We start from the raw sequence: 23,501 nt of genomic DNA, 5'->3' as shown, positions 1-23,501 counted from the left end.
AACGGCACGGGCGACATCCGCACCTCCGGCGCCCGACAGCGCGAGCTGCTGGAGACCGCAGGCGTCGGCTTCGACGCCAGGGGCCACGTGCACCTGGACGCGTACCTCGGGCCCGGCCCCTCCGCCCGGCGCCTCACTCCGGATATGAGTCTTGCGCCGCTTTCCTGCGAGCAGGCTCCGCGGCCTTGCGCTCCTGAAACTCGCGGTCAGCCGCGAGCTTCTCCTCGACGGCTTGGGCCAGCTTCGAGGGAACCTCCTCGGCGAGGAAGGGCGCGAGCTGCGTGAGTGCCCGCTCGAGTTCCGGAAAGGGCACCTGATCTTTTTCGACCAGGATCTTCCAGGGCTCGGAGATGGAGTTTCGCGCCAGATTGAAAGCGACTCGCTCCACCTGGCGCTCGGTGGGGACAGAGATGCGGACGAACCCGAAGCCGTCATTCTCACACGCGGTGACGATGACCTCCGTGTGCGAACCCGTCCTCCCTCGCCTCCCCCGCTCCCCGTATTGGGCGCTGCACGCCCGCAGGGGACGCAGTTGCACCTGGATGCCGGCCAGCGCCTGCAGGCCCCCGACGTCCGTCTTGCCGATCATCCCGATGTCGGTCGGTTTCCGGTTCAACAGGAACGTCGTCGCGGCCACGCCGCCCACCATCGCGACCGCGGCGAAGATGAAAATCGCGCCCTTGCCGGACGTCCGCGCCGGCTCCGAAGGCAGTGTCTTCATGTCCAGTGACTCACTCGGTATAGGAGTTCTTCGCCGCTTCCTTGCGAGAACGTTCGGCGTCCTTGTACTCCTGCTGCGCGCGCTCGCTGTCCGCCCGCCGCTGGACTGCATTGGCGAGTTCCTCTGGATACTTCTCCACGAGGAGCGGCGCGAGCTGCTGGAGCGACTGCTTGAGATCCGGGAACGAGGTCTCCTCCTTGTCGACGAGAACCTTCCAAGCCGCGGACCTGGAGCTCCGCTTCATGGCGAAGGCGACCTTGCGTGACTGCAACTCCTCCGGAACGGAGATAGAGACAGAGGAGGCCGACGGCCCGTCACAGTGCGAGACGGAGACGTACTTGGAGGAGCCCAACCAGCGGTGCCTCGCCACGCCTCGCCGCGCGCCGTATTCAATGATGCAGGCATTCAACGCCTGTAACTGCGCCTGGAACGGCGCCAGTTCTGGATTGCCGCCGACATCGGAATGCAAGCCGCCGCCCATTCCGCCGCCATTGAGCAGCATCGCCCCGCCACCCATGAGGCCGACAAACACAGCGACCGCCAGGAGGCGGATGACGGTGGCGTTGCCGGACTTTCGCCCGGGCTGCGTCGCTCTTTGAGTCATCGGGGCACGAACCTAAATGCAACGCGCACCCACCGAAAACCCCTGAACGGGGGGCGCGTGAAAAAGGCGGGAAGTTCACTCCGGATAAGAATTCTTCGCCGCTTCTTTGAGAGTGCGCTCCGCCTCCTTCTTTTCCGCCCGCTCGCGAGCCCAGCGCGCATCCAGGTCGGCATCACGTTGACGCTCGATGGGGTACTGCGTGAGGAGGTGGGGGGCGAGCTGTTCGAGCGAGTTTTTGAGCGCGGGGAACGAGGTCTTCTCCTTCACGACCAGGATCTTCCAGGGCGCATTCACCGAGCTCCGCGTCATGTCGAAGGCGACGCCGTCCACCTGTCGCTCCGGAGGCACGCTGACGAAGACCCGATAAGAGGACCCGCAGGGCGTGACGTAGGCCGTCTCCCTGGAACCGAGCATCCACTTCCCCCCCAACCGTTTCCGAGCTCCGTATTCGACCTCGCACGCGTCCAGGGACGACCACTGCGCCTGGACGGCGGCCAACTCCGGAAGCGGTCCCACGTTCGTGGTCCGCATCCAGCCCATGGGCGCGAGGCCCGTGATCACCACCGCCATGAGCGCCACGAGCAGCGACACGGCGAAAGTGACCATCAGGATTTTCTTGCCCTGCGACATTCTCGCGGGCGGCGTAGGCGATGTTTCCATTGCCGCCGAACCCTAAAGGAGCTCGCTCTTGAAAGAAAATCGGGCAACGGGCGTCGCCCGACTGGATTCGGGCGGCAGCCGCATCAGCAGGACTCCGCAGCGGCGCGGTTCTCACTCCGGATAAGAATTCTTCGCCGCTTCTTTGCGAGCGCGCTCCGCATCCTTGTACGCCGCCCAGTCGCGTGCCGACCGCGCCCGCTCGTCGGCGTCACGCTGACGCTCGATCGGATACTGCGTGAGCAGCAGGGGCGTGAGCTGTTCGAGCGACTGCTTGAGCGCGGGGAACGCCGTCTCCTCCTTCTCGATCAGGATCTTCCAAGGCGCTTTCACGGAGTCCCGCTTCAGGTTGAAGGCGACACCGCGCGCCTGCAGCGCCTGCGGCACCCCGACGGAGATCCCAAAGGCAGAGTGAGTCCCGCAGGGCACGACCCGAATCGTCTTATGAGAACCCGTCGAGCCCACCCTGTTCGCGCGACTTCGACTCCCGTACTGCATCTCGCACGCGTCGAGGGACGACAACTGCGCCTGGATGGCGGTCAACTCCGGAAGCTGTCCCACGTCCGTGGTCCGCATCCAGCCCATGGGCGCGGTTCCCGCGGCCACCGCCACAGCCACCACCGCGACGAGCGCCAGGCCCCGAAAGCGGCGAGGGCGATGGTGAGCTTCTTGACCTGAGACAACGGCTCGGGCGGCGTAGACGGTGTTCGCATGGCCGCGGCAAGCTAGCGAAACCCGCGCATCCCGGACAATCGGGCATCGGGCGCCGCTGGACAGGATTCGAGCAATCCATCAACACGCCGAGCCAGCGCTTGGACCAGGTCCCAATCGAGCGCTTCGGAACATGCCCATCTCCTCTTGTCCCTGCGAGGCCCGCGCTACGGCGCATCTGCCAGGTCCTCGAGCTGGCCTTCCGCTATCTCGCGGTAGAGCGGCACCACTTCGACGGCGAGCACATCGCGCATTTCCTGCCGGGCATTGTCGTAGTCCCCCGCCTGCCGATAGCGCTTGGCGCGATAGAGCGCGTCCACGATGCGATCCGAGCCCTCCTTGATGCGACGCGCGCACTCCAGGAGCAGCGCTTCCGCACTGGCGCGCGAGCCGAGTGCTTGAGTGGCATCGGCGGCGCTGATGCCCACTTCGGGAGCGGTTCGTATCAACAGCGCTTTCACCTCGTCCGTCAGCGTCAGCGACTCCCCGCTTCGGATTCGCCGTGCCAGCGCGCGAACTGGCTCCCATTCGAGATCGTCGGTCATGAGCGATTACCTCTTGCCCGTGCGCGGGCGACACTTGTTGAGGGGCCACTCCTGCTGCCCCTCGCAGTAGCGAAAGCAGGCGTAGCAGGCCCCCGCCAATCGTCGTTTTTGCACTCGGCATATGTCGAAATGCAGCGGCGCTTCCACTCGGGCAGCTCTGCGTTGTGAGCATCATCTACGGAGGGCGCGTCGTCCGTCGCCTCCATGGCCATCTTGACGCCGGCCAGATGCGATGCCGCCTCGCTCGCCGAAAGGCCGCACGCTTCGGGCATTCCCGGGTTGCGCTGGAGGCAGCACGACACCGTGTCGGTGCAAGACGCCAGGGCATAGGCATCGCGTTGGAGCGTCGTGCTGGTGGCGCTACTGCTGGCACAGCCCAGCGACACGACGGCAAAGAGGCACGAGAGGCCAAGTCCTGCGCTCCGCTTTTCCATGGAAAGCGAGCCTAGCTGACAACTTGGCACCAAGCGTCAGTACTCCGGTGAAGGGCGCCGCCCGGCAGGACTCGGGCGGCGGCCATCACGCTCGACGGTGCTACGACAACCGCAACAGCTTGCGCGCCTGCTCCGGCGTCGCCGGCTCCCGGCCGTGGGCCCGCGCGCGCTTCACCGCCTCCGCGACGAGCTCCCAGTTGCCCTTCGCGAGCACGCCCTTGGACACGTAGATGTTGTCCTCCAGGCCCACGCGCGCGTTGCCGCCCCGCTTCGCCGCCTCGTCCACGTAGGCAAGCTGGTGCCGCCCCACGCCCGCCACCGTCCAGGTGGAGCCTTCCGGCAGCGAGGCGATCATGAAGTCCAGCACCTCCGGACGCGGCTGCAACGTGCCCGGCACCCCGAGCACGAAGTCGAAGTGCGCCGGCAGGTCCACCAGCCCTTCCTTCGCCAGGTAACGGGCCTCGTCAATCATGCCCACGTCGAAGCACTCCAGCTCCGGCCGCAGCCCGGCATCCCGGATGCGCCTGGCGATGTCGCGCACCAGCGGCCGGGGATTCCAGAAGACGTCCTCGCCGAAGTTCACCGTGCCCGTCGTCAAGGTGGCCATGTCCGGCCGGTCCTCGCCGGTGAGCGTCAGCGGCCCGCAGCGCTGGTCCACCGTCATGCCCACCGCGCCGCCCGTGGACGTCTGGATGAGCACGTCCGTGCGCTTGCGGATGGCGCGGATGGCCGCGCGGAACAGCTCCGCGTCCTGCGACGGCTTGCCGTCCGCCGTGCGCACGTGCAGGTGCACCATCGCCGCGCCCGCCTCACGGCAGCGCACGGCGTCCTCGGCGATCTCCTCCGCGGTGATGGGCAGGTGCGGTGTCTGCTCGCGCGTCGTCTCCGCGCCCACCATGGCCGCGGTGATGACCATGGGCGCGCTCATTTCGCCCCCCGCTGCTTGTCCTTGGGCACCACGCACGTCCCCGTGGCCCGGCACACCACCACCGGCTCCGCCAGGACGTCCGCCGCCGAGTCATTCACGTCCGGCCGCGGCTTGATGACCTTGCGCGCCTCGAAGCGCATCTTGCGCGACGTGTTGCCCGCGCTGACGATTTCACCCTCCGCCTCGATGAAGTCCCCCGCGTACACCGGGGCCAGGAACTCCACGGCGTCGTAGGCGCGGAACAGGCCCTCGTCGCCGTCGCTGCGGATGCACAGCTCCGTGGCCACGTCGCCAAAGAGCCCCAGCATGCGCGCGCCGTCCACCAGGTTGCCGCCGTAGTGCGCGTCGTGGCTGCTCATGCGCAGCCGGATGACCGCCTTCGTTCCCGTGCTCACTGGGGCTCCCCCTGGTAGTGCGCGTCCTGCGGCTCCTTGCCTTCCTTCTTGAGCAGCGCATGGACGATGTAGTTCGCCACGTCGGACGGCTTGGTGCCAGGCCCGAAGCCGGCGTCGAAGCCCAGCTCCAGCGCCAGCTTGTGGTCCACGCGGGGCCCGCCCAGCAGGAGCTGGACCTTGCCGTGGATGCCCGCGGCCTTCGCCGCCTCGATGAAGTGCCGCGAGTTGTCCTTGTGCACGTCACGCTGGGTGACGACCTGGCTCACCAGGATGGCGTCCGCGTTGCGCGCCATGGCCTTCTTGATGAGGTCCTCGTTCGGCACCTGGCTGCCCAGGTTGAAGGCCTCGAACCACGCGTAGCGCTCCAAGCCGTAGTCGCCCGCGTAGCCCTTCATGTTGAGGATGGCGTCGATGCCCACCGTGTGCGTGTCCGTGCCCGTGCAGGCGCCGAACACCACGATGCGCCGCTTCACCTTCTCCTTGATGAAGGCGTTGAGGTCGTCGAAGGACATCTTCTTCACGACGACTTCGGGCACGTCGATTTCGGAGTAGTCCAGCGCGACGGACGACCGCGCGTAGACGACGAAGAACGTGTAGCTGTCCGCGGCGCGCTCGGCGGCGGCCACCTTCACGTCGGAGAACCCCATCTTCTTCGTGAAGACGGCGGCGGCCTCCTTGGCCTTTTCGGACAGCGGCACCGGCAGGGTGAACGACAACTGCACCACGCCGTCGTCCCGCCGGTCGCCGTAGGGACGGATGATCTGCTTGCTCGGCTTCACCATCGGTTCACTTCCCCCGGGCCCGCTGAATCTTGACGCTGGTGCCCACCTTCTGGGCCAGCGGCGCGAACCGCTCCTGCTTCGTCTGCTCCAGATAGAAGATGACCGACCACGTCGTCTTCCCGTCGCAGCCCACATACGTCACGGAATCCACCGCGCCACTGCCATCCGGCGCCACGTCCGTCTCCTGACGCTTCGCCGCCGGCTGGGCGCCCACCTTCAAGCGCTCCCAGCCCTTTCCGCCAATGGACGCGACAATCTTGTCCACGCACGTCTGGGCCTTCATGCCGGCCGTCTGCACGGCGCCCACGTCCACCAGGAAGTACGCATCCCCGCTGGGCGCCTGGAACTTGAACGTCCCCTCCTCTTCCGCGCGGCTCCACGACGCGGGAACGCTGAGGGAGATGTTCTTCACCTGGACCTGCGCCAGCGCGTCCGCGGAGCCGCCCGCGGAGAGAACCATGGCAAGCACTGAACCGAGCATCACTGCGCCTCCAGGAGGTCGAGGAACGGGTTGAAGTAATCCGGCGCCTTCTCCAGCACGCCGTCCAGGCCCTTGCCGCCGGTCTCCTCGCGCTTCACGTCACCGAAGTGGCCCCGGCCGATGGCGGTCACCATGCCCTCGTCACGGCACTCCTGGAGGAGCTGCTCCGCCCGGGCGAAGACCTCGCGAGCCCGGTTGGCGATCTTCCCGTCCTCGCGAACGGTGAACTCCTCGTCGATGCCCCGCGCCGCGCGGTGGATGTAGGCCGCGGACTTGAGCGCCACGTAGCGGTCCGCGAGCAGCGGCGTGTGCATGGCCTCCGTCATCATGCCCAGGAGTTGGATGCCCTGCCGCGTCCACATGGCCACCAGGTTCGCCATCACGTCGTATGCGTGGCTGAAGAAGATGTCCGTCTCCTTGTGCTTGGTGGGCGGCATGTACTTCAGCGGCGCGTCCGGGAAGCAGCGGCGCACCAGCATGGCCTGCGACAGCTCCAACAGGAGCGTGTCCTCGCGGTACGGGTCGATTTCGTACGCGTGGCCAATGCCCAACTGCCAGTCCTTGAGGCCCGCGCGCTTGGCGAAGCACTCGTTGATGAACTGGCTGGCGATGACGGTGTGGGCCGCGTCGTACGCGTCCGCCGTGGTGATGTAGTTGTCCTCGCCGGTGTTGATGATGATGCCGGCCAGGGCGCAGATGCGGCGGCTGAAGTACTGGTCGATGAACGTGCGCCGCATGTTGATGTCACGGAAGAGGATTCCGTACATCGCGTCGTTGAGCAGCATGTCCAGCTTCTCGTAGGCCGCGCAGAACGCGATCTCCGACATGCAGAGGCCGGACGAGTAGTTGGTCAACTGGATGTAGCGCTTCTGCTTGCGGCTCTCGTCATCCAGGGCCTCGCGCATGATGCGGAAGTTCTCCTGGGTGGCGTAGGTGCCGCCGTAGCCTTCCGTGGTCGCGCCGTGCGGGACGTAGTCCAGCAGCGACTGGGCCGTGGAGCGGATGACGGCGATGACGTCCGCGCCCGCCTGGGCCGCCGCGCGCGCCTGGTCCACGTCGTCGTAGATGTTGCCCGTGGCCACGATGACGTACTTGTGCGGCGCGGGCGGCATGGGGAACTGCTTCTGCAATGCGTCGCGCTGCGCGATGCGCGCCTTCAAGTCCTCCATCGCGGCGCGCGCCTCGGCGCGGACCTCTTCGCGGAGGTTGTGCTCCTTCTCGGCGGACAGGGGCGCGAGCTTCTCGGTGGGAAGCGCCGTCAGCCGCTCCACGGCCTCCAGCGGGCTCTTCGCCCCCAGCTCCAGCGCACGGCCGTACCAATAGGCGGCGCCCTTGTTGAGCACCCCGGCGGCCTTCAGCTTGTCCACCATCAGGTTGGCAAGCGGCACGCCTCGCGCGCCAGCTCCGGAGATTCCAAAGAAGCGCAACACGGTGCGCTCGGTCGAAACAGTGGTGTTACGGCGGATGAGGTCGAAGATCGGGTTGACGATTTCGTCCGCCAGCTTGCGCGCATGATCGATTCGCGCATCTTCAATGAACGGGCCTGGCATGAGCGCACCTTACCCGCCCGGGCGGAAGCCGGTAGCGCCGATACACACCCCTGGAGCGTTGCCGCACCGCATTACCGGTTCGCGGCTCACAGCACCGATGGGGCGGTGAACGGGGCCACCGACGGAGCGGTGATTCCACCGATACTTCGGTGATGTCGCTTGAACACCACTCGTAAGTCACTGACTTTATTGCTCACGAAGCAACGGCATGAGGAGTGCTTTGGTAGGGGTCGTCTCATCCCCCAAGACACGGAGAATCCCTTGCAGACCCGCTCCCTGCTGCTGTCGGCCATGCTTCTTGGCGGCTCGGCCGCTGTTGCCGCCACGCCGCCTCCCCTCACGACGGATACCGGCTCTCCCGTTGGGACCAACCAGAGCTCCAAAACGGCGGGCCCCCGTGGCGGCATCCTGCTGGAGGACTTCCATCTCATCGAAAAGCTGGCGCGCTTTGACCGCGAGCGCATCCCCGAGCGCGTGGTCCATGCACGCGGCACCGGCGCGTACGGCACCTTCGAAAGCTACGGCGACTTCTCCAAGCTGACGCGCGCGTCGATCTTCTCCGCCAAGGGCAAGAAGACGCCGATGTTCGTGCGCTTCTCCACGGTCATCCATCCGTCCGGTTCGCCGGAGACGCTGCGCGATCCTCGCGGCTTCGCGCTCAAGTTCTACACGGACGAGGGCAACTGGGACCTGGTGGGCAACAACCTGCCCATCTTCTTCATCCGCGACGCCATCAAGTTCCCGGACATGGTGCACTCGCTGAAGCCGTCGCCCATCACCAACAAGCAGGACCCGAACCGCTTCTTCGACTTCTTCTCGCACCAGCCCGAGTCGACGCACATGCTCACGCAGGTGTACTCGGACATCGGCATCCCGGCGAACTACCGCCAGATGAACGGGCACGGCGTCCACTCCTTCAAGTTGGTCAACGCGAAGGGTGAGTACAAGTACGTGAAGTTCAACTGGGCCTCGCAGCAGGGCGTGAAGAGCCTCACCGCCGACGAGGCCACGCGGGTGGTCGGGCAGGACCACCAGCACGCCACCTCGGACCTCTACGCGTCCATTGGCGCGGGCAAGTTCCCCTCGTGGGAGCTGAGCGTGCAGGTGCTGGACCCCAAGGAGCTGGATAAGTTCAGCTTCGACCCGCTCGACGCGACGAAGCTCTGGCCCGAGGCCCAGGTGCCGTCCATCAAGCTGGGCAAGTTCACGCTCAACAAGATGCCGGACAACTTCTTCGAGGAGACGGAGCAGGCGGCCTTCTCCCCGGGCGTGCAGCCGCCGGGCATCGAGCCCTCCGAGGACCGGCTCCTGCAGGGTCGCCTCTTCTCCTACGCGGACACGCAGCGCTACCGCATTGGCGCCAACTACCAGTCGCTGCCCATCAACAAGGCGCGCGCGGCGGTGAACAACAACAGCCAGGCGGGCAGCATGAACTCCGCCAACACGAAGTCGGACGTGAACTACGAGCCCAGCGTCACCCGGGAGACGCAGGACGCGCCCGAGTTCCTCTTCTCCAACGCGGCGCTCAGTGGCACCACGCAGCAGCGCGGCATCGAGAAGACGGACAACTTCGCCCAGGCGGGCGCCTTCTACGCCGCGCTCGACGCGGGCGGGAAGGACCGCCTCATCAAGAACCTGGCCGCCGACCTGAACCAGGTGCGTGACGCGAAGATCAAGGCGCGCATGGTGGGCCACTTCTTCATGGCCAACGCCGACTACGGCACCCGCCTGGCCAAGGCGGTCAACGTGAAGGTGGACGACGCCAAGGCCGCCGTGGCCCCGCTCGCCGCCCGCTGAGTTCCCCTGGCTCCGGTCCCTGGCGCGCCGTTCGCCAGGGGCCGGCCCCACTCCGCCGCTCTCCCTGCGAGAAGGCCGGGGCGTGATGTCACCGGGTGGCGAGTCTCCCCCTCACGCCGCCGTCGTCGCGTCCCGGTCTTCCCTCAGCGGGAGCAGCACCTTCGCTTCTGGAGTCCGACATGATTCGCAAACTGCTGTTGGGAACCCTGGCGCTGATGATGCTGGGCGGCGGCGTGCTGACGGCCGCGTGGATGTCCCTGCGCACGACGCCCGCGCCCCAGGGACGGCTGCTGGCGACCAGCGACGCCGAGCGCTACCTGCTGGCCGCCGCCCGCGCGGGTGAAACGGACCTGGTGGCGGGGCTCGTCAAGGCGGGGACGCCCGTGGAGGCACGGGATGCGCGCGGGTTCTCCCCGCTCATCCTCGCCGCGTACCACGGACATGCGGAGACGGTGCGCGCGCTGCTCGCCGCTGGCGCGGATGCCTGCGCCGGGGACAACAACGGCAACACCGCGCTGATGGGCGCCGCCTTCAAGGGCTACGCGGACATCGTGGGCATGTTGAACCAGCAGCCCTGCGCGGTGGACCAGGGCAACCGCTTTGGCCAGACGGCGCTGATGTTCGCGTCCCTCTTCGGCCGCAAGGAGGTGGTGGAGCAGCTCCGACAGAAAGGCGCCTCGTCCGAGGTGCGCGATGGCAGCGGACGCAGCGCCCAGGACTGGGCGCTCACGCAGGAGCCGCGGGCCCCGGTGCCGGAAACGCCCGAGGCACCCGAGCCCTCCGCGGCGGCGCACTGAAGCCAGGGCCGCGGCGACAACCGGTCACGGGTGACGCTGGCGCCTCGGACAGCGGCTCCAGGAGACATGGAGCCGACGCCCTCGACAAGGGCGGCTGGTTGCCGCCAGGAGTCCCGACTTCACGCAACGCGGGTGACGCTGGCGCCTCGAGCCGCAGCTCCAGGAGACATGGAGCCGACGCCCCCGGGAAGGGCGGCTGGCTACCGCCAGGAGTCCCGACTTCACGCAACGCGGGTGACGCTGGCGCCTCGAGCCGCAGCTCCAGGAGGCTTGGAGCCGGCAGCCCTGGCAACGAGCGCGGACTGCCGCCAGAAGTCCGGCCGTCGAGCAACCCCGGCGGGACTTCGGGCGGCGCGCGCCGACTAAACGTAACGCGTGGCGAAGAGCTGGAGCAGCTCCGGCTCGGTGCGCAGCAGGTCGAGCGTCAGCGCCGCGTGGCCGGGCACGTACCCGTTGCCCACCACCATGGTGACGTCCTTGCCCACGCCCTCGGCCCCCAGCGCCGCCGCCGTGAAGCTGGTGGCCATGGAGAAGAAGATGGCCGTGCCGCCGTCCTTCACCGACAGGATGGTGGCCATCTCCGTGTTGCCCACGCTGGCGCAGTTGATGACCAGGTCGCAGAGCTGACCGTCCGTGGCCTGGCTCACGGCCTCCATCACGTCCACGCCCTGCGTGGCGTCCACCTTCAGCGCGACGTCACACAGGCCGATGCCCGACAGCGCGTCGAGCGCGCCTTGCGACACGTCCAGCGCGAGCAGCTTGCCGCGGCTCTCCAGGTTGCGCCGCGCCTGCGCGAGGCACAGGGCACCGCTCTTCCCCGCGCCCAGCACCGCCACCGTCATGCCCGGCCGCACGTGACGCGCCACGAGCGCGGGAGCGCCACAGACGTCCAGCGCCGCCAGCGCCAGCGTGTCCGGCATGTCCGTGGGCAGCTTGGCGTAGATGCCACTGGCGAACAGCAGCGCGTGGCCGCGGATGTCCACCCGGTCGATGTCGGCGTGCACCGCCTTCACTTCCTCGATGACCAGCGGCGTCAGCGTGAGGCTCACCAGCGTCGCGATGCGGTCCCCCACCTTGAGGAACTCACGCGCGGGGTGCTTCGCGCCCAGCTCCTTCACACGGCCAATCAACATGCCGCCCGAGCCGGTGACGGGGTTCTGCATCTTCCCCCGCTCGCGGACGATTTCCTGGATGCGCTCGCCAATGCGCTTCGCATCACCACCCACCTCGCCCTTGATCTGCTTGAAGGACGCGGCGTCGATGTTGAGGCTCTCCACGTCGATGAGCAGCTCGGACTCGCGGCACGGCAGCGACGGGTCCAGTTGCTTGGCGCGCTGGGGCAGTACGCCCTTCTCGCCGACGACGCGGGACAGTCCGTAGAGGTCGATGCTCATGTTCCCGTCTCCCTGAGGTGTGGCGGGCGCCCGGCCCACTCACGGCGGGGCGCACCCAGGGAGGCGTCTACCCGCTCCGGCGGGGGAATGGCCAGCGCCACGTCACCGAAGCGGCGCGGGGCGTCCCGCAGCGGGCATCCCGCCCACGCGAAACGCCCCGGTGTCCGGTTGCGTCACTCCTGCGCCAGGTTCGGCACCAGGACGGACAGCGAGCGCTCGAAGCGGTAGGACACGCCGGAGTGGCCGTCCTCGAACTCCTCGTGGACGCGCTCCACGCCCGCGTTCTTGAAGTCCTCGGCGAGCATCCGCGTGCCCCAGCGGATGTTGAACTCGTCGCGCGTCCCACAGTCGAGATAGACGGTCTTGAGCTTCCGGAACGCGTCCATGAACTTGGGCACGAAGCGCACCGGGTCGTGCACCAACCAGCGGTTCCACACGTCCAGGCGCAGCCGGCCCGTGTTCACGTCGAAGGGCAGCTCCAGGTTGAGCGGCTCGCCCTTCTTCGGGGAGTACGCGGCGGCCATCGCCAGCACGTTCACCACCGGAAAGTCGTCACCGCGCATCTTCGTCTCGCGCACGCGCGCGTGGAAGTCCGCGTGCCACGCCTCCACCCCACCCGCCTTGAGCAACGCCGCCGCGGCCTTCGGCAGGTCCGGCAGGTAGCAGTATTCGAAGTAGGCGTCCGCCGCGTGCATGCCCACGTGCGAGAACAGGTCCGGGTGGTAGCGCCCCATCACCAGCGCGCCATAACCGCCGGAGCTGTGCCCCACCACCGCGCGCGAGGCGGCCTTCGGCAGGGTGCGGTAGGTGCGGTCCACGTACCCCACCACGTCCTTGGTCAGGTAGTCGCGGTACCGGCCAATCGCATCGCTGTTCACCCACTGGCTGCCGCCCAGCGACGTCCAGCCGTCCGGAAAGACGCCGATGACGGGCGGAATCGCGCCGGATTCGATGAGCGCGTCCAGGCGCAGGGGGACGGTGGGCGCGAAGCCGGAGGCGTTCGTCCACGAGCCCCCGCTGTTGCCGAAGGCATGCAGGAAGTAGACGACCGGGTAGCGCCGCTCGCCCGCGCCGTAGCCGGGAGGAAGGTACACGGTGAGCTTGCGGCGAGCCGGGTCTCCCAGCGGGTTCGACTCCAGCGCGGGCGACAGCAGCTCACTCGACTCCAGCAATCCATTCATCCGTGCATTCCCTTCCTCGGGCCCGCGGCTACGCGCGCGAACCAGGTTGCTTCCCCAGGACCTTCATCACCGCTTGCAGGTCCTCCCACGCCTTGCGCTTCTCCGCGGGGCTGCGCAGGAGGTACGCCGGGTGGAAGGTGGGCATGAGCTGGATGCCCTCGTAGGTGCGCCAGTTGCCACGCAGGCGGGTGATGGCCGTGCTGTCGCGCAGCAGCGTCTGCGCCGCGAACTTGCCCAGCGCCACCACCACCTTGGGCTGGATGGCCGCGAGCTGCGCGCGCAGGAACGGCTCACACGCGGCGATCTCCTCCGGCTCTGGGTTGCGGTTCCCCGGCGGCCGGCACTTCACGACGTTGCAGATGTAGACGTCGTCGCGGCGGTAGCCCATGGCGCCAATCATCTTCGTCAGCAGCTCGCCGGCCGCGCCCACGAAGGGGACCCCTTGCAGGTCCTCGTTCTCCCCCGGGCCTTCGCCCACGAACACCAGCTCCGCCCGCGGGTTGCCCGAGCCGAACACGAGGTTCTTGCGCCCCGTGCACAGCTTGCAGCGGCGGCAGTCCCCCAGGTCGCGGCGAATCTCGTCCAGCGTGGGCCGCTCCCCACTCGACGCGCCAGGCGGGGGGCCGGAAGTCGGCGGTGACTGCCGCGGCGGCGCGTCCACGAGCATCCCCGCCGCCAGTGGGCGGGACACCGGCGGCCGTGCTTCCGCGGGCGGCGGCATCCTCGCGGGCACCGTGGCACCCTGCCCTGCTTGCGGTGCCGCGACGGGCCGCTCCCAGCCGGCGGGGCGAGCCTCTGGCACCGTGGGCATCCGGGGCGGCGGCGGCTCGGCACGCGGCGCTTGGGGCGCTGGCGCGGCGTCCGGCGCACCGTGGGTCCGGGCGAAGCGCTCCCTCAGCGACGGGCCCGAGCGCTGGAGCTCCAGCGCCGCCTTGGCGTCAATCATCAGCACCCGGCCGGCGGCCTCCTCCTGCCAGAGCAGATGGCGGCGCACATCGTCCAGCAGGGCGCTCAGGTCCTGCGAGGCATCGGGCGTGTTTTCATTCACGGTCCTGGATCGGTATCGGACGTAGCGCCCGGGCGCAAGGAAGCGGACGCCCCAGACGGCTGTTCGCCCCCCGCCAGAGGCGGTCCGGGCACCACCGGCCCCCTGTCTCGCCCGGCGGCGTGCGATGTTGCCGCGCGAACCGGGGGCGCGCCCCCAGGAGCCCCACACCATGGAAGCCCAGAACCCGGATTACCTTCAGGACACGGAGGCCGTGTTCACCATGGCGCGCTTCGTCGTGGACCTGGGCATCGAGCCCACGGCCATCCGTCCCGGTGAAGTCGAGGCCCGGCTGAGGGTCCAGCCCCGCCACCTCCAGCAGGACGGCGTCATCCATGCGGGCGTCCAGGCGACGCTCGCGGACCACACGGCGGGGGCCGCCGCCTACACCGTCCTGCGAAAGGGGCAACGGGCGCTGTCCACCAGCTTCACCGTCCACCTGCTCCAGACGGCCTCCGGCGAGGAGCTGCGCTGCAAGGCCCGGGTGCTGCGCGCCGGGCGTCGGCTCATCGTCACGGAGTCCGAGGTCCACGCCGTCCAGGAGGGCACGCCGCGCCTCGTTTCGAAGACCACCGTCACCCTCGCGGTGATGGACCCGCGCTAGCCGTTCGCCCGTGACGGCGCGGACACCAGCAGGAACTCGAGGATGGCGCGCGCCACCTCGTGCTTGGAGCCCTGGAGTTCACGCTGCGCCCCGGCGCGCGTGAGCACCGTCACCTGGTTGGTGTCGGTGCCGAAGCCCGCGCCCGGCGCCGTCACGTCGTTGGCGACGATGGCGTCCAGGCCCTTGCGCTCCAGCTTGTCGCGCGCGTGCTCCAGCACCCGCTCCGTCTCCGCCGCGAAGCCCACCAGCACCGGCCGCTTCGCCTGAGCGGCGACCTTCCGCGACGCCTCGGCGAGCACGTCCGGCGTGCGCACGAGCGTCAACGCCTCGGGCGTTCCGGCCGCGCCCTTCTTCACCTTCTGCGGGGCCCGTGTCTCCGGCCGCCAATCACTCACCGCCGCCGTGGCGATGAATGCGTCCGCGTTGCCCACGCGCGCCAGCACTTCGCGCGCCATGTCGTCCGCGCTCACCACGTCCACGATGTCCAGACCGCCGCGCTCCACGGTGCCCACGGGGCCGAGGACCACCGTCACCTCCGCGCCCAGGCTCCGCGCCGCGTGCGCCAGGGCCATGCCCATCTTCCCCGTGGAGGGATTGGAGATGAACCGCACCGGGTCCAGGAACTCACGCGTGGGGCCCGCCGTCAGCAGCACCCGCTTCCCGGCCAGGGGCCCGGCCCCGAAACGCGCCGCGACGGCATCGACGATGGCGGGCACGTCCGCCAGCCGCCCTTCGCCCACGTCGCCGCACGCCAGCAGGCCCGCGCCCGGCCCCACCCGCGTGAAACGGGGGTAGCGCAGGAGCGCCGCCAGGTTCTCCTGCGTCATCGGGTTGTCCCACATCGCCACGTTCATCGCGGGAGACAGCACCACCGGGCCCCGGAAGGCGAGCAGTGACGTCGTCACCGCGTCGTTCCCCATGCCCGCGCGGATGCGCGCCAGCAGGTCCGCCGTGGCCGGAGCGATGACGAAGGCTTCGGCCCAACGCGCCAGGTCCAGGTGGCCGAAGTTCCCCTCCTGGGCGGGGTCGAAGTAGTCCGTGAGCACGGGATGGCCGCTGAGCGCCTGGAAGGTCAGCGGGGTGACGAACTGGCGCGCGGCCTCCGTCATGGCCACCCGGACCTCGGCCCCGGCGCGCGACAACTCCCGCACCAACTCGCAGGCCTTGTATGCCGCGATGCCACCGCCTACGCCGACAACCACTCGGCGGCCTCTCAGTGCCGTCACGTCCATGCGGCTTCCTAATGCGCACGACCGTGGGCTCGCAACCATCCCGGGCCCTTCAGCGGCCCATCAGCACTTCGCTGCTCGCGGGCACGTCCACGACGCGCACCTCCGGCCCCTCCGGCGTCTCCACGTGGAAGTTCCCCCACACCAGGGTGTAGCGCCCAGGAGACAGGCCGCTGAGCCGGACCTGCTCCGTCCGAGGCTGGTAGACGAGCTGCGCCCACCGCGAGCGCATCAACGCCACGGACGGCGGGTTGCCCACCGCGCCCAGCTCGCCCGCCACCACCCACAGGGCCCGTCCGCGCTCCGGCTTCAACTGAACGGTGAGCGACGCGCTGCCCGGTCCAGGCCCCAGGTCCAGGTGCATGTCCGAACCGCCCACCTGCACCACCAGCGCGGGCTCGCCGGAGAACTCCCGCTGCGCGCCCAACGCGAAGCGGTAGTTGCCCGGCGACACCTCCACGCTGTAGCCGCCGTCCGGTCCGGTGACGATGGAGAGCGTCTCGCTGCGGTCCGCGTTGACGGCCTCGACCTCGAAGCCCGCCGCGGGGCTGCCATCCTGGCGGTACACCTTGCCGCTCAGGCGCGTCGCCTGCCGCAGCTTCAGCTCCACGGGCCCGCGGGCGTCGCGCTCCAGGCTCTGCGAGGCGCTCAGCCGGCCCTTCCGGGCGGAGACCGAATAGCGCGTCACATAGGGCGGACTGGCAAGGGTGAAGCTCCCATCCGGTCCGGAGAGCACGGAGCCATCACAGACGTCGCACGTCACCACGGCATCCGGAACGGGACCGCCCCCCTCGTTGATCACCCTCCCCGAGACGCTGGGCAGCTTCTCCAACACCAGGTCGCCCAGGTCTGGAGAGGCGGGCTTGTCCACCATCAGCGGCTCGTAGCCCGTCGCATCCACCGAGGCGATGACGCGGCCTCCAGCGGAGGGCAGTGGGAGCTCGAACCGGCCATCCGGGGCATTCACGTCGTGCTCGTCCACGCGGAAGCGCCGCACGGGCGCGCCGTCATCGCCGACGACCCGGCCCCGGAAGACGTCGCGCTTCTTGAGCACCACGCGGACCGGGGGGCCCCCCGCCGTGCCCTCGGCGCGCTCCACCTGGTCGTACCCCGTATGCCGGACCTCCAGGCGGTAGCCCCGGCCCGGGCGCAGCGAGCGGAACTCGAAACGGCCGCTGGCGTCGGACTGCACCGGGTCCGCGCCCCGCGGCACCACCACCAGCGTGGCACCCGCCACCGGCGCGTTCTGGCCGTCCACCACCTCACCGCTCAGCGGTGCCCCGGGCTTCAGCTCCGCCTCCAGCTTCAGCGTCTGCCCGTCCGCCAGCGTCACCTCCCTGCGCTCCGACGGCTGGTAGTCCGGATGCGAGGCCATCATCGAATACGTGCCCGCGGGCATGCCCCGCATGGGAACCATGCCGTCCGAGCCAGACGGCCGGTCGCTGCGGAAGATGCCTTCCTGCTCCACCCACAACACCACGTCCGCGCCTTCCACGCGCCGGCCCTCGGCGGACACCGTCACCTCCACGGAGGCCCGAGGCTCCAGCGCCAGCTCCACACCGGTGGCGGGCGCCGTCACCGGAAGCTGGCCACCGCCCCACTCCGAATGGTGCGCGTGCAGTTCGTACAATCCGGGCGTGGGCACCGGCGCCGTGAAGCGGCCTTCTCCATCCGCAATCACGGAGGCGCCGGTGGGCTGGACCAGCACGGACACGCCCGGCGCGGGCCGGCCATACACGTCCAGCACCTGGCCGCTGATGACCGTGGCGCGCTCCATCTCCAGCTCGAGCTGCGTCTCGCCCGGCTTCACGCGCGCGGGAAGCTGCGTATCCCGGAAGCCCTCCGCGCGCCCCGCGAGCACGTAGTCGCCCACCGCGAGCGGCCCGAACGTCATCAGCGCGCCCGTGCCGCCGCGCTCACCGCGGATGAGCTCGCCCGCCGGCATGCGCAGTTGCAGCTCGGGCTCCGGCACCGGCTGACCGTCCTCGTCCACCACCGTGACGAGGAGCGTGCCCGCCTCCTCCAACTCCAGCGTGACGCGGGTGACCGAGTCCTCCAGCACCACGGTGCGCGGCACGGACGCCAGGTTCTTCGCCTCGGCCGTCACCACCAGCGAATCCGGGTACAAGCCCGTGAAGTGCAGCGGCGCGCCGTCCGTGCGCAGCTCGCGCGACAGGTGGTCCGCGCGCAGGCGCACCATCGCGGACGCGGGCGCACCATCGCGGGTGACGCGCACCTCCAGCGTGCGCGCCGGAGTCAGCCGCAGGCGCACGGGCTGAGGACCGGCCTCCACCTGGGGCTCCACCGCGGGCAGATAGCCCTCCGACGTGGCCAGCACGTAGAACGGCCCTTCCCCCAGCCCCGACAGGTTGAACACGCCATCCGGCCCGCTCGTGGTCTCGAAGGGCAGCGGAATCCGACGCGACATCACGTGGACGCGAGCGCCGCCCAGGGGGCGCCCGGCCTCGTCCACCACCTGCCCTCGAATGCTGCGCAGCGGTGGCAGGTACAGCTCCACCGGGTCTCCTGGCGCCGCCCGCTCCCGCAGCGCGACGCCCAGGCCCGGAGCGCGGGCCCAGACATTGAAGGACACGCCCGCGAGGCGCTCGAAGCGGAAGCGCCCGTCCGCGTCCGTGGAGACGGTGGCCCGCGGCGTCAGAAAGCCCTGCTGCTGTTCGAAGAACGCCAGCGCGTGCAGCGCCGTCTCGCGCGCCGGACAGGACAGCAGCGCCTGGCCACATTCGTCGCAGCGCAAACCGAGCAGCGTCCGTTCGGCGCTGGCGGCCAGGAAGACCTCGGCCCCCGAAACCGGCCGGCCCGACGCATCGAGGACCCGGCCCGTGAGCGAGAGCCCCTCTCCGTCGGAGGACGAAACGTCCACCGCGGAGAAGTCAGGCAGCGCCCTGGCGGTGACAGCGTGGGTCTCCGGCCCACCCGGCGTCGAACCCGCGCCGAGCCATAGCCACACCACCCCCGCCACCAGCAGGGCCGCCAATACGCCTATGACTGTCCATTTGCGCATGCGCACGCGGCGCGGACCTTAGCCCGAGGCCGAAGCCCCCGAACGGCCGATTCCCCCGGAAATTCCAGTCGCGTCCGCTCCCGGACCTCCGACGGCTCCAGGCAGGCGGCCAGGCGCCGCGGCCTACTCGCGCGACGCCTTGTCTTCGAGGTCGTCCAGCCGCTTCTCGACCTGCTCGAAGCGCGCCTGGGTCGAGTCCGCGACGGACCCCACCAGCCGCGCCAGGCGCCCCGCGTGAGCGTCCATCCGGTTCATCCGCCCGGCCATGGCGCTCAGTCCTTCCGACATGGTCTCCATGGTCGTCATCATCGTCTCCATGGTCGATGACACCGACTCGATGTTCGACGACACGGCTCCGATGTTCGATGCCATGGAGGCCATGTTCGTCATCATGGCCTCCATGTTCGAATGCATCACGGTCATGTTCGTGTGCATGACGGCCATGTTCGAGCGCATCAGCCCCATGCTCGACCGCATGACGCCCATGCTGACCAGGATGCCTTCGACATCCCCCTGCGTCGCCCTCAGCTCGTGACGCAGCTCGGTCACCTCGCCCAGGAACTTCAACACCACGTCGCCGCCCACCGCCCTCGCCATGCGCCCTCCCGCCACGGTACGGCGAGACCGTACCTGGGAGGTCTGACGTGATTCGGACAGGGGACGCGGGCGACGGGGGGCCATGGCGGTTCCTTTCTCCTACTCCTCGGCGAAGGGCGCGATGGCTTGCGCCACCGCCAGTTCCTGCCGGGCCTCGCTCAGCTCGGAGTTGGTGGCGCGCAGCCGGTCACTGAGCACCTGCACGAAGCTCCAGAGCATCTTCACCGCGAGGATGGACTCGCGCTTCATCAGCCCCATCAGGTCGGGCCGGGAGATGACCATGGTGCGCGTGGGCTCCGTGGCCCGCACCGTCGCCGAGCGCGGCGCGTTGTCGATGAGGCCCATCTCTCCAAAGTGACCGCCCGCGCGGAGCTCGGCGATCTCCACGCCGTTCTTCTCGATGGCGACCCGGCCCCGGATGACGACGAAGAGCTCCTCGCCCGGCTGCCCCTCCACCACGATTTCGCGGCCCGCGGGATACGTGCGCGTGGTGGCGATGGACAACACCGCCGTCTGCTCCTTGTACGTGAGGTGGCGGAAGAGCGGAATCTTGCGCAGCGCCTCCATGCGCGACTGCGCCTCGCTCGACTCCTCGCTGACGGACGCGCCCTCGCCTGCGACCTTCACCACCACCGCGGTGATGTTGTCCTTGCCGCCGCGCTCGTTGGCGATGTCGATGAAGCGCTTGGGCAGGTCCGCCGGCGCGATGCCCGCGATGACCGACAGGACCTCCTCGTCCTCGACGTAGCCGTGCAGGCCGTCCGAGCAGAGGATGAACATGTCGCCGGGCACCAGGTCCACGATGAGCGTGTCGACCTGGACGGACTCCTGGATGCCCACCGCGCGCGTAATCACGTTGCGGTACTGCGAGGTGGCGGCCTGGTCCTTGGTAATCGTGCCGGCCTTGAGCTGCGCGGCCACCAGGGTGTGGTCCTCGGTCAGCCGGTGACACTGGCCATGCCGCACCAGGTAGACGCGGCTGTCACCCACGTGGCCAATGACGCCCTTGTTGCCGCCCACCGCGAGGCACACGAACGTGGTGCCCATGCCGCGCTTGGTCGCGTCCGACATCGCCGTCCGGTAGATGTCCGCGCACGCGCGTTGGACCGCGACTTCGATGAGCGCCGCCGCGGCGGAGCGGCTGTCCGGCGTCGGGTTGTTGCCCAAATCCTTCAGCAGGTGGCGGTTGGAGGAGATGTGCTGCTTGACGACCTCCGTGGCGCGATTGCTCGCGACCTCGCCGGCCGCGTGCCCGCCCATTCCGTCCGCGACCACGTAGAGCCCGAGCGACGCGTCCACCAACATCGCGTCTTCATTGTGCTGCCGCCTGCGGCCGACGTCGGTCAGTCCAAAAGCTTCTGTGGTCAAGGCCACCGCGAACACTCCCATGTGTGACAGAGGGCGACTCCGCACGTTACGCAGGCCCACGAAGACGTGGCAAGGCTCAGGGAGACATCCTCACGGCCAGCATCCGCATAAAACCGCTGGCCGTGTAGAAGCCGACCTCCACCTGACCGAAGCGGAGCCGGGCCCCATCCGCCACCGGGACGGCCCGCCGTGGGACAAGCCGGACCCCACCCGCCCAGGAGCCGTTCTTGGAGCCGGCGTCCGTCAGCAAGAATCCGGCCTGCCCTTCTTCCCGGCTGAACCAAGCGTGGAAACGGGAGACACTCCCGTCGTCCAACACCACGTCGTTATTGCCCGTCCGCCCCACGGTGATACCCCGCGCGAAGGCGTTGGGACGTGATTTCACGACGGGAAACACCAACGGCCCGTTCGCCCCCAGCGTGGGGGCCCCGGCATTCGTCACCGTCTTGAGGCGGTACTCCTCCGACTCCTCGCCACCCGCGACCTCCGACGCCGGAGTGAAGACGAGCAACGCGGACGGGAGGTTCCGCTCGAAGGCTTCTCGATTGCGGAGATACCGTGAGACGTGGGCGCTGAGCGGCTCGGACATACGTAGCGTGCGGACAGGGTGCTCCCAGGCCGCACTCTACGCAAACCCTAGCGCCAATCCATGAACAACCCGACCATCGGGCCACCGACGAAGAACCGGCCAAGACTGCGGCGCCTGTAGCCAAAAACCTCCGCGTACCCCACCGCGAGCCCGCCCGCGACCGCGCCGAACTGGTAGCCCAGGTGGATGCGGCCCTCGATGATGCCCGCGACGCGCCGGTCCGGCTCCGCCCCACCGTTGAAGTCAGCGCCGTAGAAGATGGGACCGCCCGTCACCTGGAAGCCCCAGTGCACCTGGCCGGGCAGATGGTTGCGGTAGCCCACGCCAAGCTGGGGGCTGTACTGGTAGAACCGGTTCACCGCGTTCTGCGGCTTGTCGGCCGCGGGAGACGGGAACGCAACACCCCACGAAGCGCTGCCTTCCAGCAGGAGCGCCATGGCGTCCTTGCGGTCCTGGTAGAAGGTGAACTGCCACTGGACCTTCGCCGTCGGGGACAACACGCCGTCCTGGAGGCTGGCGCCCAGCAGCACGCCACGCGGCGCCCAGGCGGGCGTGGGCGAGCGGTGCTCCGGAGGCCGCGTCGACTGCGCGCTCGCGGAAGAAGCCAGACCCAGGACGACAACCAGCAAAACGGGGAGCTTGCGGTGCATGGGACCACTTCCCGCCATGCCACGGCCCGCTTGTCAACGGACTGTTCGTTTCGCTATGACACAGCGCATGCCAGTCGTGACCGTCCGGGCCGGAAACAAACAGCGCCCGGGAAAGTTCGACGTACTCGTCCGCAAAGCCACGGAGAAGGCCTCCAATCTTCTGGAGGAGAATGACCGTGTGCTCGTGGTCTACGAGAAGGGTTGCGCGAGCCTCTACTACGAGCGCGATGACGCGGCCCCCGCCCCCGCCAACCGGCCTTCCTGAGCACCCGACGGCGCCGCGCTACGCCGGGCGCCGCCGCAGAGGCATGGTGAGGCACCGCACGCTGCCGTTGCCCCGCTCCAGCGCCTCGATGTCCACGCTGTCCACCTCGATGCCGCACGCCTTCGCCAGCGGGCGCAGGCCTGGCGCGGCGCTCTCCGAGGCCAGAATCAAGTCCGGCCCCACGTAGATGAAGTTGGACAGGAAGCCCTGCGCGCCGCTCGGCTCGAAGGGAATGACGCGGCGTCCCCGCTGCGCGAAGTAGCCGTCGAACGGCTCCCAGTGCGGAGCGCGGCCTTGTTGGAACACCTGGATGGGCGTGTGCCGCAGGAAGGCGCGCGCCACCACGGCGTGCGGGCCCAACACGTTGAAGGCCAGGTCCAGGTGGATGATGCCCAGGCTTTCGGGGATGCGCACCACCGCGGCCTCGCGGAAGCCCGAGCGCCACGCCAGTTCCAGGAACGGCGATAGCGCCTTTGCGTCGCTGCGCAGTCCCACGTTGACGAGCAGCCGCTCGCCGTCGAGCACGAAGACGTCTCCGAACTCGATGCGCGCGGAGGACGCGGGCTCGTCATCCGGACGCGGCGGCTGGAGCTGCGACAGCGCTCGGTGCGCCACGTCGAACTCCGCCAGCCGCACGGGGAAGGCCGCGGTGCCCGTCACGAGCTGACGCCCGAGCACCGCCGCCGTATCCCGCACGAACACCCGGTTCACCGTGGTGTCGCTCACCGCGCGCTCCGGTGCGGGCAACAACTCCCACAAATCAATCGCCTGGCAGCCCTGGCGGACCAGCGCGTCGCGCAGCCGTCCGAAGGCATCCTCCGCCTCGGAGCGCGTGACGGGCCGGTTGAAACCCACGGCCGCGGCCTCCTCGGCGGAGGTGACGTCCAAAGCGGCGGGGCGGAACACCGCGACGCAATCCAACTGGCCTGACTCCGACCAGCACTCGAACTCGCTGAACGCCATCTGAGACCACCTGTCGTCACAGCAGGGAGTCGGCCCGGACACCTTCGTCCCAAGTCCCCACACACCCCGTGCCCCCACCCGTTTCGAGCGCTGGCACCAGAAGTTTACCCTTAAACACCTTCTGCACTAGTCGTCTTCATGACAATTTCATAATAATCCCGATCTACTTGGTTACACCTCTGTTCCTTCAGT

Annotated in this window: 24 protein-coding genes and 1 pseudogene; 4 read left to right on the top strand and 21 right to left on the bottom strand. The window is 68.9% G+C overall.

What is annotated here, in order from left to right:
* Nucleotides 1-133: 133 nt before the first annotated feature.
* The 11 genes and pseudogenes from A176_RS12165 to kamD all read right to left on the bottom strand — a co-directional run bounded on the left by A176_RS12165 (nucleotide 134) and on the right by kamD (nucleotide 7,808).
* Entirely contained in the window at nucleotides 134-721 is a 588-nt protein-coding gene (locus A176_RS12165; protein ID WP_002638666.1) for a hypothetical protein, read from the bottom strand.
* Nucleotides 722-731: 10 nt separating this feature from the next.
* Complete coding sequence (locus A176_RS12160) at nucleotides 732-1,325, bottom strand: hypothetical protein (RefSeq protein WP_044889081.1); 594 nt, start codon at nucleotides 1,323-1,325, stop codon at nucleotides 732-734.
* Between the two features lie 75 nt (nucleotides 1,326-1,400).
* Entirely contained in the window at nucleotides 1,401-1,931 is a 531-nt protein-coding gene (locus A176_RS12155) for a hypothetical protein (RefSeq protein WP_226994290.1), read from the bottom strand.
* A 165-nt stretch (nucleotides 1,932-2,096) separates the two neighbouring features.
* Nucleotides 2,097-2,369, bottom strand: a complete 273-nt coding sequence (locus tag A176_RS39880) for a hypothetical protein (RefSeq protein WP_002638669.1) — start codon at nucleotides 2,367-2,369, stop codon at nucleotides 2,097-2,099.
* A 491-nt stretch (nucleotides 2,370-2,860) separates the two neighbouring features.
* Complete coding sequence (locus A176_RS12145; protein ID WP_002638670.1) at nucleotides 2,861-3,238, bottom strand: DUSAM domain-containing protein; 378 nt, start codon at nucleotides 3,236-3,238, stop codon at nucleotides 2,861-2,863.
* Between the two features lie 6 nt (nucleotides 3,239-3,244).
* A pseudogene (locus tag A176_RS39875) lies at nucleotides 3,245-3,672 on the bottom strand (hypothetical protein).
* A 100-nt stretch (nucleotides 3,673-3,772) separates the two neighbouring features.
* Nucleotides 3,773-4,600 carry a 3-keto-5-aminohexanoate cleavage enzyme gene (kce, locus tag A176_RS12140; protein ID WP_044889077.1) on the bottom strand — a complete coding sequence of 276 codons (828 nt, stop codon included), beginning with the start codon at nucleotides 4,598-4,600 and terminating at the stop codon, nucleotides 3,773-3,775.
* A complete protein-coding gene (kal, locus tag A176_RS12135) occupies nucleotides 4,597-4,995 on the bottom strand; it encodes a 3-aminobutyryl-CoA ammonia lyase (RefSeq protein ID WP_002638672.1) in 399 nt (132 codons plus the stop codon). Before kal ends, kce begins: the two co-directional genes overlap by 4 nt.
* Nucleotides 4,992-5,777 (bottom strand): lysine 5,6-aminomutase subunit beta, encoded by a 786-nt coding sequence (gene kamE / locus A176_RS12130; RefSeq protein ID WP_002638673.1) that lies wholly within the window; start codon nucleotides 5,775-5,777, stop codon nucleotides 4,992-4,994. The genes kal and kamE overlap by 4 nt, the downstream gene beginning before the upstream one ends.
* Nucleotides 5,778-5,781: 4 nt before the next feature.
* Complete coding sequence (locus tag A176_RS12125; RefSeq protein ID WP_002638674.1) at nucleotides 5,782-6,261, bottom strand: hypothetical protein; 480 nt, start codon at nucleotides 6,259-6,261, stop codon at nucleotides 5,782-5,784.
* Nucleotides 6,258-7,808 (bottom strand): lysine 5,6-aminomutase subunit alpha, encoded by a 1,551-nt coding sequence (kamD, locus tag A176_RS12120; RefSeq protein WP_002638675.1) that lies wholly within the window; start codon nucleotides 7,806-7,808, stop codon nucleotides 6,258-6,260. Before kamD ends, A176_RS12125 begins: the two co-directional genes overlap by 4 nt.
* Before the next feature lie 261 nt (nucleotides 7,809-8,069).
* Between kamD and A176_RS12115 the strand changes: the two genes are divergently transcribed.
* Together A176_RS12115 and A176_RS12110 are read left to right on the top strand one after the other, a co-directional pair.
* On the top strand, nucleotides 8,070-9,605 hold the full coding sequence (locus A176_RS12115; RefSeq protein WP_002638677.1) for a catalase: 1,536 nt from the start codon (nucleotides 8,070-8,072) through the stop codon (nucleotides 9,603-9,605).
* A 179-nt stretch (nucleotides 9,606-9,784) separates the two neighbouring features.
* Nucleotides 9,785-10,402, top strand: coding sequence for an ankyrin repeat domain-containing protein (locus A176_RS12110; RefSeq protein ID WP_002638678.1), 618 nt, complete (start codon nucleotides 9,785-9,787; stop codon nucleotides 10,400-10,402).
* A 362-nt stretch (nucleotides 10,403-10,764) separates the two neighbouring features.
* Here the strand turns inward: A176_RS12110 and kdd are convergent, their stop codons facing one another.
* The 3 genes from kdd to A176_RS39310 form a co-directional block, all read right to left on the bottom strand.
* A complete protein-coding gene (kdd, locus tag A176_RS12105; protein ID WP_002638679.1) occupies nucleotides 10,765-11,796 on the bottom strand; it encodes an L-erythro-3,5-diaminohexanoate dehydrogenase in 1,032 nt (343 codons plus the stop codon).
* A 173-nt stretch (nucleotides 11,797-11,969) separates the two neighbouring features.
* Nucleotides 11,970-12,977: an alpha/beta hydrolase gene (locus A176_RS12100; protein ID WP_002638680.1), complete on the bottom strand. Its 1,008-nt coding sequence runs from the start codon at nucleotides 12,975-12,977 to the stop codon at nucleotides 11,970-11,972.
* A gap of 28 nt (nucleotides 12,978-13,005) precedes the next feature.
* Nucleotides 13,006-14,025 (bottom strand): uracil-DNA glycosylase, encoded by a 1,020-nt coding sequence (locus A176_RS39310; protein ID WP_002638681.1) that lies wholly within the window; start codon nucleotides 14,023-14,025, stop codon nucleotides 13,006-13,008.
* Between the two features lie 169 nt (nucleotides 14,026-14,194).
* Between A176_RS39310 and A176_RS12090 the strand changes: the two genes are divergently transcribed.
* Nucleotides 14,195-14,626, top strand: a complete 432-nt coding sequence (locus A176_RS12090; RefSeq protein WP_002638682.1) for a PaaI family thioesterase — start codon at nucleotides 14,195-14,197, stop codon at nucleotides 14,624-14,626.
* Here the strand turns inward: A176_RS12090 and coaBC are convergent.
* From coaBC to A176_RS12060, 6 genes are all read right to left on the bottom strand, one after another.
* A complete protein-coding gene (gene coaBC, locus A176_RS12085; RefSeq protein ID WP_002638683.1) occupies nucleotides 14,623-15,858 on the bottom strand; it encodes a bifunctional phosphopantothenoylcysteine decarboxylase/phosphopantothenate--cysteine ligase CoaBC in 1,236 nt (411 codons plus the stop codon). The two genes, A176_RS12090 and coaBC, sit on opposite strands and share 4 nt — an antisense overlap.
* A gap of 49 nt (nucleotides 15,859-15,907) precedes the next feature.
* Nucleotides 15,908-18,877, bottom strand: coding sequence for a carboxypeptidase regulatory-like domain-containing protein (locus A176_RS12080; protein ID WP_044889076.1), 2,970 nt, complete (start codon nucleotides 18,875-18,877; stop codon nucleotides 15,908-15,910).
* A gap of 123 nt (nucleotides 18,878-19,000) precedes the next feature.
* Nucleotides 19,001-19,474, bottom strand: a complete 474-nt coding sequence (locus A176_RS12075; RefSeq protein WP_002638685.1) for a hypothetical protein — start codon at nucleotides 19,472-19,474, stop codon at nucleotides 19,001-19,003.
* A gap of 99 nt (nucleotides 19,475-19,573) precedes the next feature.
* A complete protein-coding gene (locus A176_RS12070) occupies nucleotides 19,574-20,857 on the bottom strand; it encodes a Stp1/IreP family PP2C-type Ser/Thr phosphatase (protein ID WP_044889210.1) in 1,284 nt (427 codons plus the stop codon).
* A 61-nt stretch (nucleotides 20,858-20,918) separates the two neighbouring features.
* Complete coding sequence (locus tag A176_RS12065; protein WP_002638687.1) at nucleotides 20,919-21,431, bottom strand: FHA domain-containing protein; 513 nt, start codon at nucleotides 21,429-21,431, stop codon at nucleotides 20,919-20,921.
* A gap of 47 nt (nucleotides 21,432-21,478) precedes the next feature.
* Entirely contained in the window at nucleotides 21,479-22,081 is a 603-nt protein-coding gene (locus A176_RS12060) for a hypothetical protein (RefSeq protein WP_002638688.1), read from the bottom strand.
* A 67-nt stretch (nucleotides 22,082-22,148) separates the two neighbouring features.
* Here A176_RS12060 and A176_RS12055 point away from each other — a divergent pair, with 67 nt between their 5' ends.
* Nucleotides 22,149-22,346: a hypothetical protein gene (locus A176_RS12055; RefSeq protein WP_044889075.1), complete on the top strand. Its 198-nt coding sequence runs from the start codon at nucleotides 22,149-22,151 to the stop codon at nucleotides 22,344-22,346.
* Between the two features lie 18 nt (nucleotides 22,347-22,364).
* Here the strand turns inward: A176_RS12055 and A176_RS12050 are convergent, their stop codons facing one another.
* Nucleotides 22,365-23,309, bottom strand: a complete 945-nt coding sequence (locus A176_RS12050) for an arginine deiminase family protein (protein ID WP_002638690.1) — start codon at nucleotides 23,307-23,309, stop codon at nucleotides 22,365-22,367.
* Nucleotides 23,310-23,501: the final 192 nt, after the last annotated feature.

It is taken from the genome of Myxococcus hansupus (assembly GCF_000280925.3).
GTDB lineage: Bacteria > Myxococcota > Myxococcia > Myxococcales > Myxococcaceae > Myxococcus > Myxococcus hansupus.
This window is presented reverse-complemented; position numbering and strand designations above follow the sequence as displayed.